Source organism: Armatimonadota bacterium, assembly GCA_016223145.1.
Lineage (GTDB): Bacteria > Armatimonadota > Fimbriimonadia > Fimbriimonadales > Fimbriimonadaceae > Nitrosymbiomonas.
In genome coordinates this window covers 372077-386452 of sequence record JACRPN010000008.1, presented here as the reverse complement: position 1 = coordinate 386452, position 14376 = coordinate 372077, and the positions used below count along the sequence as shown (strand labels likewise).

The window sequence follows — 14376 nt, the reverse complement described above, 5'->3', positions numbered from 1 at the left end:
TTATTATGGGCATTCCCTATCAAGACGTCACTCGGGCCCTAAATGGTACTGACGGCGCCGCTGTTTCGAATGTCGTCCAGACCCTCAAGCGCGCGCCCGGTGCCGATGGCGACGCAATGGAGCGCGTTCTCTGCGACCCGAACCGGAATATCGGTGACGCTCTGCAGCAGGCGGTCGAGCCCCCGAAGCAACGCCCCTCCCCCAGTCAAGGTGATTCCGCGCTCGATGATGTCGCTCGCGAGTTCTGGGGGTGTTTCTTCCAGCACCGCGCAGAGCTTTTCGGCGATCTGCCGCACCGGCTCCAGGAGCGCTTCACGGACCTCGTCGCTGGTGACCTCGACGGTCTTGGGAAGACCGGCAACCAAGTCTCGGCCCCGGACCTCCATCCTCAGCTCCTGCTGGAGCGGATAGGCCGAGCCGATCTTGATCTTGATCTCCTCCGCCGTCGGCTCGCCGATCATCAGGTTGTAGGCGTTGCGGACATGCTTAATGATCGCCTCGTCCATTTTGTTGCCGCCAATCCGAATGGACTGAGAGAGCACCAAGCCCCCCAGGCTGATCACGGCGATGTCGGTGGTGCCGCCGCCGATGTCGACCACCATGTTGCCGCCCGCGCTGGCGATCGGAAGCCCCGCCCCAAACGCCGCCGCCATCGGCTCTTCAATGGTCATCGCCTGGCCCGCGCCGGCCTCCTGGGCAGCCTGGATGACGGCACGCCGCTCGACGTTGGTCACCCCGCTGGGCACGCAGATGAGCACCGTTGGCTTGAAGATCATCCTTCGCCCGCAGACCTTCCTCAAGAGGAATTCGAGCATCTTGAGGGTCGTGGTGTAGTCGGCGATGACGCCATCCTTCAGTGGGCGGATCGCCTGGATGTTGCAGGGAGTTCTGCCGATCATGTCGCGCGACGCGACGCCGACCTCAAGCACCTTGCCGTTTTGCACGTTGATGGCGACGACCGTGGGTTCTTGCAGCACAATGCCCTTGCCGCGTCGGTAAACGAGGATGTTGGCCGTGCCGAGGTCGATGCCGATTTCGGGAGCAAGCTTCAAGGGCGCTCGTGCATTATGTCGTATCTGTGCCGCGCTCGGCGTTGGCGCGGCTCAGCGCCCTTTCGAGACCCTCTCGAGCCACCGCTTCGCAAGCCTCCATCGCCCGGTCCAACACGTCGTTTAAGCGACCGATCTCGTCCCTTCCGAACCTGCCCAAGACGTGGTCGATCTTGTCGTCCTCGGGCTTGCCGATGCCTATCCTCAGCCGTGGATACTGGTCCGACTGGAGGTACTGCTGGATGGACTTGTGTCCGTTGTGCCCAGCGCTGCCGCCCTTGGGTTTGAGCTGAATCCTCCCGAAAGGAAGGTCCACCTCGTCAGCGATGATGAGGACACGCTCGGGGGTGAGTTGGTACTGGCGCATGAGCGGGGCCACCGCTCGCCCGCTAAGGTTCATGAAGGTCATCGGCTTGGCAAGCGCCACGCCGGCGCCGCCGATCGTTCCGGTCCCAAAAAGGGCCTGATGCTTGGCCCATTTGACCTTGATGTGGTGCTTCTCGGCGAGGCGGTCAATGACCTCGAAGCCGACGTTGTGCCGCGTGCCCGCATACTCGGGGCCCGGGTTGCCCAGCCCAACGATGAGCCACTCGACCGGGCCTTCGAAGACCTTTTTCCTCCTGAGAAACACGGGGAGAGGATACTCGGACGGCAGTAAGATGAAGGTCGCGGGTCGGGGGCCCCTTCCCGCAATCCGAAATCCGCAATCCGAAACCGATAGGCCGCGGGTCGCGGGCAATCTGTTGGGTAGACAATGAACTTAGAAGAACAGATCGAAGCGTATCTTGCCAGTCAGCCGGAACCGAAGCAGAGCGACATGCGGGCGCTGCACCAACTCACGCTCGAGACCTCGCCGGGATGCCGGCTGTGGTTCAGCGACGGCAAGAACAGCGAGGGCAAGGTCGTCTCCAACCCCAACATCGGCTACGGGGCGTACACCATCCGGTACGCGGATGGGACCACCAAGGAGTTCTTCCGGATCGGCCTTAGCGCCAACACGTCCGGCATCTCGGTCTACGTCATGGGTCTGGCGGACAAGACCACCCTCGCCACCACCTTCGGGAAGACGATCGGCAAGGCAAGCGTGACCGGCTACTGCATCAAGTTCAAGGCGGTAAAAGACATCGACGTTGATGTCCTTCAGGCGGCGATCCGATTTGGGTTTGATGCTGAGAGTGGATAGAAGTGGATTTGGGTGCTGCCCCAAACTTGCTTTGGGGCAAGCTACGCACGCCTGATGAGACCTCTTCCGGGGGCAAGCCCGGGCCGTTCTTAACGCCCCATTCCTTGGGGACTCGGTGTGGCGCGGCGCCCTCGAGGAGCAGCGGACAAGGAGGTGCTGAGGCAGGCAAAGCCAGCCGGCCACGGGATCGAGGGTCCAATCGCCGTACTATAATTAAGGCTCCTGGTGAAAAGCCCATGCTGTATAGAGTCTTCGCTATCGCCACGTTTTTTGCCGCTTTTCTGACGATCTGCCTTCCCGCGCTAATTCAAAAGCCGCCGCAGGCCGGCAAGTACGTCGTCGAAGACGCGGGCAAGAAGCTCGTGCTCACTCTAAGCCCCCACAAGGGCGGCAACTTCACGGTAACGGGCACGTTCAGGGACGATGATGGCGAGTGGCCGGTTAAGGGTGTGCTCTACAAGAGGACTCTGAATCTGAAGGCCACCTACAAGAAGAGCTACTCAATCGAGGGCAAATCGATCAAGGCCGATGGCCATGTAAACGGGCACTGGAGCGCCAAGGACGGGGTGCTCGTGATCGCCTTCGCCCAGAAGAACCTTGTGGCCGCGCCAGTCAAGAACGCGGGGGACAAGCCGAAGGAGCCCAAAAAGCCGGAGGACAAAAAGCTCGACCTCAGCGGGAAGTGGGACATCACGCTGGGCTATAAGAACCAGAGCAACAGCTACACGATGAATCTGAGCCTCTCGGGGGACCGGCTTTTCGGCAGTTACAGCTTCCAAGGCGGCTCGATCACGGGAAAACTCGACGGCTTGACCGCGACGGGCACATGGTCCAATGCCTCGCAGAGGAATTCTGGCGGGTTTGTTTGGACGTTCTCCGCAGACGGAAAGAGCTTCACCGGGAGCTACACGATCTCGGACTCGAAGGATGAGTCTTACAATTGGAGCGGCCGGAAGAGACTAGAGTAGATCACCCTCGCAAGCTGGGAAGCCACCCAAGTCAAGGGGTCACCCTAGGTTTGCCACACGTCCGCGATTTGCCCGTCGCCGTTTCCGCTCGAGGATACTCGCGAGGGGCAGGCGGCAATTGGGTCTTCGTATTTGGCTTCCGAAAAGGCTCTTGAGTGCTCCAATCACATCACCCTTAAGAAGCCGCGCTGATGTGCTGCAGTGTAACCCCACCGCGACCACGCGGTGGGCCGACTTCCACGCGCGCCGAGTCTTAGGACCCTCCGCGTGGGCGCGGTGGGGTTACAAGTCCGGACGCGCATGAACATATTGACGCCGCATCTAGTGGGTGGAGCCACCCGTAGTCTGGGAGGGAGAAGACATCCTGCGCGCGACACGGCAGAGGAGACTCGCCCTGCCATGGTTTTCTGCCCAGCAACCGTATCAGACTTCCGCGTGCGAGCCTCAATGAGTGCATGAAAGCTCGCACGATGGCTCTATCGCTCTCGTTGATCGCTCTCTCGGGTTTTGCTTCCGCGCAGACGGTCACCGACATTGTCCCTAGAGACCCCACTCGCTCCGGTCTGGTCAGGCTCTACGGTTCCAACTTTGGCGACTGGCCCACGAACCAGCGCTTTCTCGTCCAGCTCACCGGGGCGCGCAATTCCGGGAGGATTGCCATGCCGGTTCACATCGCGAGCTGGCGGCCAAACCTCGTCGAGTTCTACATCCCCGATCGTGCCGCAATTCAGCCCACGGGCCTCTTCATGGGCACGCCGAGCGGCAACCGGTTCCTCGGCACACTCTCGATCCGAAGCAGGACCGGGCTCAACGGGCGGCTGAAATGGCGCTTCCAGGCAGCGGACCAGTACATCTCGACGCGGCCCGCGATCGGCCCGGACGGAACCGTTTACGCCATCGGCAACTTCGGCCACCTTTACGCCCTGACTCCCGACGGTGGGCTGAAATGGGTGTGGTCCAGGGGCGCTGACGGCGCCGTTGACGTCGGCCCGGATGGGACGATCTATTGCGCGGGCGGGGGCGGCATCCAGGCCCTCCGGCCCGACGGGACCCTCAAATGGCTCTACGTCCTCAAGTCGGCGATCCTCGCCGGTCCCAGCGTTGGCCCCGATGGCAACATCTACGCCGCCGACAACTCCCGATGGAATCCCGTTCCCACCGGCGCGGTGGTCCTTAGCCCAACCGGGCAGGAGCTCTGGACAGGCGGCGTCTTTTACGAGCGCGGCGGGCCGCATCAGACCGAGGTTCAGTTCGACCAGAACCGGGCGTACATCTGGTCGAGGGGAGACACCGCCACCGGCGCGGTCGGCGGTCTGCACGCGATCCACCTCGGCGGTGGGCTGGACTGGCTCAACCCTGACATCGTCGGCTTGCAGCCCAGCGGCTATGCGACCGGCGGGGTCGTGGCTCATGGGACCTCCACCACCCAGCGCATGGCCACCGGCGGCAATCCGGTGTGGTCGTTCAACCTTTGGGATATCGGAGGCTCGCAGCCCCAGGGCGACGTGGTATCCGCCCCGGCTGGAGGCGCCTTCTTCCTGACCGCGAACACCCGGCTCAATGCTCTCAACGCGAACGGGACGCTCCGATTCTCCAACCCGCTTGGCGGAGTCGTCAGCAACCTGACGCGCAGCCCCAGCGCCGCCACGCTGCTGGTCCAGAGGGCGTCAAACTTCGGCCAGCCCTTCCGGATCGAGGCCTACAGCGCGTCATCCGGGGGCTTCCTCTGGGCGAGCGAGTCCCTTCCCATCGAGTTCGGGATGTCGATTGCGGTCTACAACCGGATGAAGTACTCGGCGGACGGCTCGACGGTTTTCTTTGGCACCGCCGGCCCCTACACATCGCAGTTCGAAGCCCATTGCTATGTCTATGGGATGAGCGCGCTCTAGGCGCAGGGAAATCGGGCTGACGGCCGTGCCGTCAGCCCGATTTCGTTGTGGGGGAGGGTAGCCGGGGGTCAGGGGCTCTTCCAGCAAAGCCGGCAGGGGCGATTGGTCCTCACTTCCGGCTTTGGCGATAAGTCACGCCTCAACGGTGATCAATTCTGAAACCGCTGTCAAAGTGCCTGCGGCCTGCCGAACGAGGGTGCTGCCCCAAACTTGCTTTGGGGCAAGCTACGCACGTCCGGGAGCCTGTCCTGGACAAAGTCCCCTATCCGTCCGTCCGGTGACTCCTTCCGCCTATGGCAGCACAAAAGTATAGCCGCCTAGAGCGCGGACGACGCCGACGAGTTCTTCCGGAGCGGAGCGCTCAGATTTGGCATCGATGATCTGCAAAGACGCTCGGACTCGAGCGTCTTCAAAGGGCCTGATAAGCTCGAGGGCTTGGGCAGCGTCTTCAGCAATAACCCAATAAAGGGCCGTGAACTTGGGAATGGATCCGCCGGGTTCCAGGGGCTCGCACCAAGTGCCGCCAATCCGGACACGCCAGAGCTTGGCGGTGGCTGATCGTGTGCTGCCGATTTCCCGGATGATTTCGGCCACGTCAGCCGATTTGTCAATGGCAATCGCTTTCCAAGCCGCAGCTTGTGCGCCGTTTCGGTCATCCATCTTGAGCAAGGTCTTGGCTCTGAGAGCAAGGAGGGACGCCTCGACCTTGGGGCGGTCCGAGACGCTCAGGGCGAGTCCTTCGTCGACGGCCTGAAGGGCTTCGCCGGTGCGTTCTAGGCTCAGAAGGCAATGCGCCCTAACCAGCTCGACGGAACTCGGGTCAGGTTCGGCCGTTCCGGGTGGGATTAGGTTGAGCTTGAGGATGGCGGCCTGGTATTCCTTTCTTCGCCAAAGCACGACCGCCACGTTCAGGTCTGCGAGGGCACGTTCTCCATGTGGACCCGAAGCGGATTTCTCAAAGGCATAGATCGCTTCGTCATAACGGCCGGTCTCTGAATAGAACTCACCAAGATAGGACCAAAGGATGGGAACCGCGGGGTGCTTGCGTGTGGCGCTCTCCAAAGTCCTGATGGCCTTTCTCCGTTTCCCTTCCTGCCAATAGGCCCTGGCGGCAATCTCGAACTCGCCGGTATAGCCAATGGAGTGGAGTTTACGCGCGACCACGTGCGCTCGTTTGAAGTTAAGTGTTTCTAGCGCCTCATGGCCCTCATCAAGCAAGCGCTCGGCCTCTTGCTTATTGGCGCTTGCTGGTTTGCGGAAACGGAGCACGTTCTATTGTGGTAGTAAAACCGAGATTTGGAGGCGAGGCGCGCATGACACTTGAGAAGTCGACTGTCGCCCATACAGGGCTGGATCGCAAATGGCTATCCGGACCCAGGCCTTCAGCCTTCGCTTTCAACTTACGGCCCGTTGGTCCCCCGGTAACGACTGCCGAAACGGTTTCTACTCCAACCTGACTGCCAAGAGCTTCTTTGCGGCGATGGAGCGCCGTTCAGCGGAGCCTTGCAGGCCCATCCAATCCAGTTCAATATGGGCCAGGAGTTCGCAAATCTGCTCTTGAGAGCACCCGTCCATTAGGCGTCGAATGACCAAGGGCGCATAGTTCGTGTACTCGTCATAGGCATCCGGCTCTTCCCTGACGTCGAGGGGATCCCAGTCCTCAAGGAGGATTCGATCGACTTCAAGGAGAATCCGGCGGTACTCAGCCCTATCCATTACTCCCCCCGCAACCTCACCCCCAACAACTTCTGCGCCTTCGCTGACACCTAGCCAGAGGTCTCCTCAAGTCGGGTCAAGTCGAGGAGATCTTGTGGCCGTCCGGCAGCACGCTTTGAAGCCAAGAGGCCCTCGCGTGAGACAAATGAGGCATCAACTCCTCCAATGTCCACCGTAGTTCTCCGTTCCCAAGCCCGATCAAATTCGATCCCGGAGATTTGATTGAGGATGTCAATTCTCGATGGCGGACGGTCAATGGAAATCATCTTGTTCGGCTTGGCAAGCTCTGCCGCCGCTTCATCGGACATCGGGAAGCCAAAGGCCTCGAGCGCTTTTCGGAGGGCCTCGACGTCTTCCGCCTGGGTGCTGATGGCAAGGTCGAGGTCCTTCGTGTACCGGGGCTCGGTGTAGAGCATGACGGCGTAGCCGCCAACAATCAGGTACCTAGCGCCGTATTGATTCAACAACGACAGGAGATCTTAGAAGTCGGAGTTCATCGGGATTCCCGCCCTTGATCGTGACCGAATCGAGCACCATTTGCCAAGCGGCGTCGAAGATGGCGGTTGACCCCTGGGCTTGCCAAAAGGCGACATCGAAGCTCCGGCCATCGTCGCCGATGGCCCGCGCCTGATACCACCATTCGCCCTCGCGCTTCATCATGGTAACAAGTTTAGCCTACACTCCCCTCCAAGCTCACCCCCAAACAGCTTCTGCGCCTCGACCGCGACCTCCATCGGCGGCTCGCCGAATGCCTCTTTGCAGAAGCCGGAGACGATCATGTTCACCGCGTCTCTTGAGAAACCATCCCGCAAGCAGTAGATTGCGTTTCAAAGGATACTTATTCTCTTGTACTTCCCAGCTCGAGCGAGTAGGGCGGCCTCCCGGACAAATCCCAGTCTGCTCTGCTCGCATGTTTCGAGAAATCGACCGACAGCGGGGCCGCTCCACCCGGCGCATGCAATCGCAAGAAAGTACCAGTCGCCTTCATCGCGGTTGGGAGCAATACTCAGAATGCTGGCTGCTATTTCTTCAGTGAATCTCATCTTCAGCATCGCAGTTGCGCACGTTGCGCCGGACTTCACTAGCCAGTGATAGTTGCTGCGCAGGATTGCCAAGATTGGCTCTGGATCGTTATCGTCTTTTCGTGCAAGCCGCACGATTGACATACCGGCAGCCGAAAGCTCTAGCGTTTTCCGTTCCGGGTCCGAAGCAATCTCAAGAATTCGCGATAGCGCTGGCCTGTAATCGCACTCTCCCAAAGCTCTTAAGAGCTGGTATTGAGTCTCCCAAGTGACCTTCTTGCGGATTTCAGCCTCAAGAGCATCGAGTAATGCAGGCCCAGCTTCGGGCAATCCGACCTTGCGAAGTTTGATTGCAGCTGAACGGCGTTTTGCGGTTTGGGAACACTTGAGCCCCTCTATCAAGGCATGGAATTCAGACTCTTCCACAGCTTCCGCCCCCGATGCTATCCTACGCTGCCTTCAAGCGAAACGCCAAGCAGCTTCTGCGCCTCAACCGCGAACTCCATGGGAAGCTCTCTGAACACTTCCTTACAGAATCCACTCACGATCATGTTCACCGCGTCTTCGGTGGGGATGCCGCGCTGGTTGCAGTAGAAGATCTGGTCTTCGCCGATCTTGCTGGTGCTGGCCTCGTGCTCGACCGTCGCCGTCGGGTTCTTGACCTCGATATACGGGAAGGTGTGCGCGCCGCACTTGTCGCCCATGAGCATGCTGTCGCACTGGCTGTAGTTGCGGGCGTTGTCCGCGCCGGGCTGGATGCGCACCTGGCCGCGATAGGTGTTCTGGCCGAAGCCCGCCGAGATGCCCTTGCTCACGATGGTCGACTTCGTGTTCTTGCCGATGTGCACCATCTTGGTGCCGGTGTCGGCCTGCTGGAAGTTGGCCGTGAGCGCGACGCTGTAGAACTCGCCGATGCTGTCGTCGCCGATCAGCAGCACGCTGGGGTATTTCCAGGTGACGGCGCTGCCGGTCTCGACCTGGGTCCAGGTGATCTTGCTCCCTTTGCCGGCGCACTTGCCGCGCTTGGTGACGAAGTTGTAGATGCCGCCTTTGCCGGTCTTGGGGTCGCCGGGGTACCAGTTCTGGACGGTGCTGTACTTAACGGTGGCGTCCTTCAGGGCGACCAGTTCGACGACCGCCGCATGAAGCTGGTTCTCGTCGCGCATGGGGGCGGTGCAGCCCTCCAGGTAGCTGACATAGGCGCCTTCGTCGGCGACGATGAGCGTGCGCTCGAACTGGCCGGTCTGCTCGGCGTTGATGCGGAAATAGGTGCTGAGCTCCATCGGGCAGCGCACGCCTTTGGGGATGTAGACGAAGCTGCCGTCGGAGAAGACCGCCGAGTTGAGCGTGGCGAAGAAGTTGTCGGAGTAGGGGACGACCGAGCCCAAGTACTCGCGCACCAGGTCGCCGTGCTCGCGGACGGCTTCGGACATGCTGCAGAAGATGATGCCGAGCTCTCCGAGCTTGGCTTTGAAGGTGGTGGCGACGGAGACTGAGTCGAACACGGCATCGACGGCGATTTGTTGGGGGGGCGATTGGCGAGAGGCGAGAGGCGAATCGGTTCCGGCATCGCCTCTCGCCTCTCGCGTCTCGCCATCTCGTGCATCCGCGGGCGCGTGGCCTTCGGCGGCGCCTTTGACGTTGAGCAGCACCTCGACCTCTTTGAGCGGGATGCCCAGCTTCTCGAAGGTGCGGAGCAGTTCGGGGTCGGCTTCGTCGAGGCTGTTCAGGACGGGCTTCTTCTTCGGCGCGGCGTAATAGCGGATCGCCTGCAGGTCGGGCTTCTCGTACTTGACGTTGTGCCAATTCGGCTCCGTCATGGTGAGGAAGTGCCGGTAGCTCTTCAGGCGGAAGTCGAGCATCCATTCGGGCTCGCCCTTGATTTGGGAGATTCTCCTGACGACGTCCTCGTTCAGGCCCGGCTCGAACCTGTCGGTTTCGATGTCCGTGCTGAAGCCCCATTTGTACTCGCGGTTCGCGAACTGCTCCAGCAGGGCATCGTCTTCCGATTTCGGATTTTGGATTTCGGATTTCGGATTGCCGGAATCAGTCTGTAAGTTGGGGCTGAGGGTGTCTTGGTCCAACATAGGGTTCCTTGCCGCTACTTCCTACGAAAGGCGCGTGGGAAAGTTGACGGCAAAGTATACAAAAAAGTATGGATGGGTGATTTTGGCGGCTACCTCATCATGAGCCGGACCAAATTGCGCACGTTGATCCTCCCGCCGAGCCGGTTCTGATAGGCCGCGTTCGACGTGTTGATGTTGTCCGTGCACGATCTTAGCACCGTGCGGAGCTGCTTGGGCGTCTTGGGAGACCTCACTGGCGCCGCATTCGCCAACGCTCCGGTGATGATCGGAGCGGCAAAAGAGGTTCCCGACCAGATCCCCATCGTGCCGTCCCACCAGGTGCTCAATAAGCCTGTCGCGGGGGCGGCCACGTCGGCCGTATCGTCCCAGTTGCTGAAGGGGGCCTTGTGGTCGTCGGGCAGGAGGCCGGAGACACAGATCACCCTATCGTAGGCAGCCGGAAAGAGCGAATCCTGGAGCCCGTTGTTGCCGATCGGCGCCACCACCTGCAGGTTGTAGCTCTCTGCCCATTCCAAGACGTCGCTCAGGGCGGCGATCTCTTGAAGCGACCCCAGGCTGATGTTGGCCAACCGCGCGCCGTTCTGCACGGCAAAGCATAGGCCCTTGATCAGCCGCCAACCCGTCGCGATGCCGTCGCTATCGGCCACTCGGACGATGATCAGCTTGGCTTGGGGGGCCAGAAGATCGATCAGGCCCGTCACCATCGTCCCATGCCCGAGCATTTCGTCGGGAGTTCCGTTGCCGTTCGAGTCCACGTTCCAAGGCATGTCGTGGGGCAGGTTGCCATCGTTCACATAATTCGCCGACGCGATGACGTTAGTCCAAAGGCGGGGCTGCAGCGGAGACAGGCCGTTATCGAGCACGGCCACGCGCATCATGGAGCGGTCGATGTTGCGGCTGGAAGCGTAACGAATCTGGCGCAAGAAGTTGTTGTTTCGGGCGTAGAGCGCAGTCCGGTCGGCGACCGCCGCAACGGTGCTGCCGCCGCCGGCGCCGGTGTTCTCGGGAGAGTCCGCCTCCCCGTCGTCCTCGGCCCAGACCACTCTCGGATCCGTCCGGATGAGGTGCTCAGCCTGTTCGGAAGTCATCCCGTCCGGGGCATCGTAGAGCACGAAAGGGGACGGGCTGGTCGTGTCGAGCAGGGTCATCCCATAGTCGGTGGCAAGCTGTGCGGGATCGGCGCCCACTACGAGCCTGCAGATGACGTGGCCCTGGCCCCAAGACAAAGATGCGGCAAGGCCGGCGGCAAGGACGAAGCCCAGCCGGGCGACCCCCCGAAAGTTGATGCGATTCATCGATAGCCTCCAAACATCACCCAGCACCCCCAAAAATACGGATGCGGGTTTCTAGTCCTGCAGCGTCGGCGCGCCTCGGCGAGCGCGTCCACCAATGTTCGGCCTTCAACGAGGCCCTCATAGTAGTCCTTCATGAACTCTTTCGCGGTCCGGTCATCTACCGGCCATGAAGTTGCCAAAACCGACGACGCCCCGCGCGCCAAAAAGGCGCGCGCAATTCCGTCTGGCTCTGTAGTATTTACGATTGAAAGGCTCCCCGTATCGCAAGCCGACAGGCAAATGTGCCTGACCTGCAAAGGGGACCTGGCAATGTCGTCGGCAAGAAGCGGACCATCGGGAAACGAAAGCAGCGAAAACATCGGGTTTTCCACGTTCAGCCCCGCATGGCTCGCCAAGTGGATGAGGTCCCACGGGCCTTCCTCCATGCAGGCTCTGACCTCCGCGAGGGTGCGCGCGACCCGTGCGCCGGGAAACAGCGCGTGGACGTGCTCGGCCTCCTCGCGGATGTGGGGCAAATGGGACGACTCGCCGGCCCAGATCGCCACCCGCGCGTCCTTGTTCAGCACGGCGCCTACCTCGTTGCCGAGGAATCCGGCGTTGGGCAGGAGGACCGGCTCGACGGCGCATTCCTCCGCGTTGAGCACCGCTTGCCAGGGAACCTGCCAGAGCGCGGCGTCCGGAGAGATCGCCAAGGCTCCCACAAGGCTGGGGATCGACAGCCCGAGACTCGATTTCATAGCCCTGAGCGAGGCCACCGCTTGACGCTCCTTCGCCTTCGGGTCCGCCATGGGCGCCAAGAGGTCAAAACGCAGCCACTTGAGGTCATTCTTGAGGCTTTCGGCTGAGCACCCCAGCCTTCTGAGTCTGCGGTTACAGATGCTGAAGAGGCTCTCGCGAGTCTGGATCAAGATCGTCGTGGGCGAATCGGTCTCCACGAGTGGGGCGCCGCTCGCCGCGCTGAGGGCATCTCGCCGCACCTCTGCCCACCTGCGGCGCAAAGCATGAACTGCTCGCTGGCCGATGACGGCGCGGCGTTCGAGCCCCGGAGTTCCCTCCGATGCGAACTGGCGCAGCTCTTGGCGAAGTTCATCGAGCCGCCGGACCAGGTCTTCTCGCTGACGGACGTTTCTACCTGAGAGAATTTCGTCGACGAGCGCGGCAGAGCGCGTGGAGCGTATGACCGAGACAACGCGCTCGATCCGCTTGGGAGTCGGATTGGCCAAAAGCAGTTCGATGTACTCCGATAGGGCGCCGGCCTTATCCTTGAGAAAGGCAGCGCGCGAGAGGGTGGAAGAGGTCAGCAGGCGGGCTTCGATGATCGAGCGCACCATGCGCGCGAAGTGCGCCTCGGCGCTTCGGCCGGAGGTCGATTTTGCCGCCAGCCAATGAACCCGCCATTCCAGATGGACGTAGCCGTTCCTTGCGATGAGCCTTTTGGCGTGCTGCAGTGGCGCCCCGCTATCTTGGCGCGAAGCGATCAGGCACTCGGCGAGCGTCAGCTCGGCCTCAGCGAGGTGGACCTTTGAACCCGTGGTTCGAAGCTCGGCCACCGCGGCGCTTGCGGCTTCGAGCGCGCGAGCCGTGAATCCCCTGGCGCAAAGGAGCCTTGCCAGGCGCGATAGGGCTGCGGCGGCCCAGGTCCGGTTGCCGACCTCGAGGTAGGCGACCCTGGCGCGGCGATAGAACGCCGATGGCTGGCGTTTGAACTCGAGCAGTTCTGCGGCGGCGCCGAGACCCATCAGGCAGTTGGCCCGGTTCAACAGGGCATCCACGTTTCGGAAGATCTTGAGCGCCTCTCGAAAGCAGTCGGCCGCCTCGGAGGCTAGGTTTAGGGCGAGATAGGCGTGGCCCGCGAACTCGAAGCAGCGGCCCTTCTCAAAGGGTTCGGCGTCGAGCTGCGCCCGCGCTTCGAGCAGCAGATCGAGCGCCTCGTCGTGCCGCCCGGTCAGGTGCAGGGCCTGGGCGTTGTTGAGGCTCGCCAGAAGGGAGTGGTGATCCGCGCCCAAGGCTCCAAAATCAGCTGCGGCAGCCTGGGCCCAACGAAGGGCCTCGCGGGGACTGCCCCCAAAGAGGTGGCTCGTGGAGAGCCCGAGTTTCGCCGCAGCGGCTTCACTGTCCAGCCCCGCCGCCTCAAGTTCGGGCGCCGCCTGCTCCAGCCATGAGCGCGCCTCCCGGTAGCGGTCCTGCCAGAGCAGGGCGTTGCCCGTGTTCAGCTTGACCCGTGCAGCCAGGGCGGTTTCCCCTAGGTCGGACAGTTCGCTTGAGAGCCTTCTCCCAAGGCGTACCGCCGTTGCGACTTTCCCGGCCCTGCCCAGACTGTCCACGGCGCCCGTCTGGAACGCATACCGGTCGGGGAGGCGCTTGGTAGCCTGTCCCGCCTGTCGAAAGGCAGAGGCGCTTTCGACCCACTTGCCTTGGAGCCGAAGGAAAACGGCCTTGGTTCGGAGGGCATAGGAGCGGTCGTCGCCATGCGAGACAAACTCGGGCCAAAAAGAGGCCAGTTCGCGAGCTCGCCTTACGTCCGAACCTAGCAGACCGGCGACCGATCGGAACGCGGCCTCGTTGATCCCTGTGACCGGTCCGGCGGCCCGCAGGGCGGCTCTCTTCTTGGGCCGGCTGGCATCGCTCTCCAGCAACCTAATCAGGCTCGGCGTGTCCAAGAGCGGCCTCCAGCGCCGACGGGATCTGCACGGAGCCCGAATCCAGATCGAGAATCAGGCCCGTCTGCTTGAGCGTCGCTGCGCGAAAGGAAAAGCGGCCATCCCGGGCGGCGAGTCTGCGGCCATTCTGCGTCACCTGGAGAACCTCGCCATCGAACTCTCCGAGCACGTCCCATCGATCTCCTACCGGCGAGAACATCATGCGCACTTTGCACGCCTCGGACTCGAAGACCATCTGGAAGCTCTCCGTGACCGCCGAGCGAACGGCTTGCGGCTGCAGCGAGCAGTAAGCGAGCCTAGCGAGAAGCCCAGACCGCGACGCCGTCGGCATGATGGCCTTGGCTCGCCCGATGGCTTCATGGGAAGCAGAATGCATGGGCGTCTTGAGCGCCCTGCCAATCTTGCGAAACTGAAGAATGCGTGCGTCCTCGCTCGGGCCCTCGATTCCCATGAGCGCTTCATCGACTACTTGTTCAAGCCCCTTGTCTTTCATCGTCTTGACAACTC

General features: G+C 61.8%; 14 protein-coding genes. 3 read left to right on the top strand and 11 right to left on the bottom strand.

The annotated features are described in order from the left end of the window. Positions 1-38 precede the first annotated feature (38 nt). On the bottom strand, positions 39-1052 hold the full coding sequence (locus tag HZC36_06950; protein ID MBI5706713.1) for a rod shape-determining protein: 1014 nt from the start codon (positions 1050-1052) through the stop codon (positions 39-41). A gap of 13 nt (positions 1053-1065) precedes the next feature. Continuing rightward, a complete protein-coding gene (locus tag HZC36_06945; protein ID MBI5706712.1) occupies positions 1066-1680 on the bottom strand; it encodes an aminoacyl-tRNA hydrolase in 615 nt (204 codons plus the stop codon). Positions 1681-1803: 123 nt separating this feature from the next. Between HZC36_06945 and HZC36_06940 the strand changes: the two genes are divergently transcribed. From HZC36_06940 to HZC36_06930, 3 genes are all read left to right on the top strand, one after another. Next, positions 1804-2232 (top strand): DUF1801 domain-containing protein, encoded by a 429-nt coding sequence (locus tag HZC36_06940; GenBank protein MBI5706711.1) that lies wholly within the window; start codon positions 1804-1806, stop codon positions 2230-2232. A 236-nt stretch (positions 2233-2468) separates the two neighbouring features. After that, a complete protein-coding gene (locus HZC36_06935) occupies positions 2469-3200 on the top strand; it encodes a hypothetical protein (GenBank protein ID MBI5706710.1) in 732 nt (243 codons plus the stop codon). Between the two features lie 455 nt (positions 3201-3655). Continuing rightward, positions 3656-5089 carry a PQQ-like beta-propeller repeat protein gene (locus HZC36_06930; GenBank protein ID MBI5706709.1) on the top strand — a complete coding sequence of 478 codons (1434 nt, stop codon included), beginning with the start codon at positions 3656-3658 and terminating at the stop codon, positions 5087-5089. A 291-nt stretch (positions 5090-5380) separates the two neighbouring features. On the opposite strand, the gene HZC36_06925 is transcribed toward HZC36_06930, so the two are convergent. The 9 genes from HZC36_06925 to HZC36_06885 all read right to left on the bottom strand — a co-directional run bounded on the left by HZC36_06925 (position 5381) and on the right by HZC36_06885 (position 14362). Further along, positions 5381-6358, bottom strand: coding sequence for a tetratricopeptide repeat protein (locus HZC36_06925; protein MBI5706708.1), 978 nt, complete (start codon positions 6356-6358; stop codon positions 5381-5383). A gap of 174 nt (positions 6359-6532) precedes the next feature. Beyond that, positions 6533-6805, bottom strand: coding sequence for a hypothetical protein (locus HZC36_06920; protein MBI5706707.1), 273 nt, complete (start codon positions 6803-6805; stop codon positions 6533-6535). Positions 6806-6855: 50 nt separating this feature from the next. Then, entirely contained in the window at positions 6856-7272 is a 417-nt protein-coding gene (locus HZC36_06915; protein MBI5706706.1) for a nucleotidyltransferase, read from the bottom strand. Beyond that, positions 7250-7465, bottom strand: coding sequence for a hypothetical protein (locus tag HZC36_06910; protein ID MBI5706705.1), 216 nt, complete (start codon positions 7463-7465; stop codon positions 7250-7252). Before HZC36_06910 ends, HZC36_06915 begins: the two co-directional genes overlap by 23 nt. A gap of 167 nt (positions 7466-7632) precedes the next feature. Further along, entirely contained in the window at positions 7633-8253 is a 621-nt protein-coding gene (locus tag HZC36_06905) for a hypothetical protein (protein MBI5706704.1), read from the bottom strand. Between the two features lie 17 nt (positions 8254-8270). Then, entirely contained in the window at positions 8271-9914 is a 1644-nt protein-coding gene (gene sufB, locus HZC36_06900; protein MBI5706703.1) for a Fe-S cluster assembly protein SufB, read from the bottom strand. Positions 9915-10003: 89 nt separating this feature from the next. Then, the gene (locus tag HZC36_06895) at positions 10004-11209 is read right to left on the bottom strand and encodes a S8 family serine peptidase (GenBank protein MBI5706702.1); all 1206 of its coding nucleotides are present in this window, start codon (positions 11207-11209) and stop codon (positions 10004-10006) included. Then, positions 11206-13869: a CHAT domain-containing protein gene (locus HZC36_06890; protein MBI5706701.1), complete on the bottom strand. Its 2664-nt coding sequence runs from the start codon at positions 13867-13869 to the stop codon at positions 11206-11208. Before HZC36_06890 ends, HZC36_06895 begins: the two co-directional genes overlap by 4 nt. Then, positions 13847-14362, bottom strand: coding sequence for a hypothetical protein (locus HZC36_06885; GenBank protein ID MBI5706700.1), 516 nt, complete (start codon positions 14360-14362; stop codon positions 13847-13849). Before HZC36_06885 ends, HZC36_06890 begins: the two co-directional genes overlap by 23 nt. Positions 14363-14376 lie beyond the last annotated feature (14 nt).

What these genes read in the sequence shown, in the direction of transcription:
- HZC36_06935 (MBI5706710.1), top strand. Translation starts at nt 2,469, where the DNA reads ATGCTGTATAGAGTCTTCGCTATCGCCACGTTTTTTGCCGCTTTTCTG.
- HZC36_06920 (MBI5706707.1), bottom strand. Translation starts at nt 6,805, where the DNA reads ATGGATAGGGCTGAGTACCGCCGGATTCTCCTTGAAGTCGATCGAATC.
- sufB (MBI5706703.1), bottom strand. Translation starts at nt 9,914, where the DNA reads ATGTTGGACCAAGACACCCTCAGCCCCAACTTACAGACTGATTCCGGC.
- HZC36_06910 (MBI5706705.1), bottom strand. Translation starts at nt 7,465, where the DNA reads ATGATGAAGCGCGAGGGCGAATGGTGGTATCAGGCGCGGGCCATCGGC.
- HZC36_06930 (MBI5706709.1), top strand. Translation starts at nt 3,656, where the DNA reads ATGAAAGCTCGCACGATGGCTCTATCGCTCTCGTTGATCGCTCTCTCG.
- HZC36_06895 (MBI5706702.1), bottom strand. Translation starts at nt 11,209, where the DNA reads ATGAATCGCATCAACTTTCGGGGGGTCGCCCGGCTGGGCTTCGTCCTT.
- HZC36_06885 (MBI5706700.1), bottom strand. Translation starts at nt 14,362, where the DNA reads ATGAAAGACAAGGGGCTTGAACAAGTAGTCGATGAAGCGCTCATGGGA.
- HZC36_06940 (MBI5706711.1), top strand. Translation starts at nt 1,804, where the DNA reads ATGAACTTAGAAGAACAGATCGAAGCGTATCTTGCCAGTCAGCCGGAA.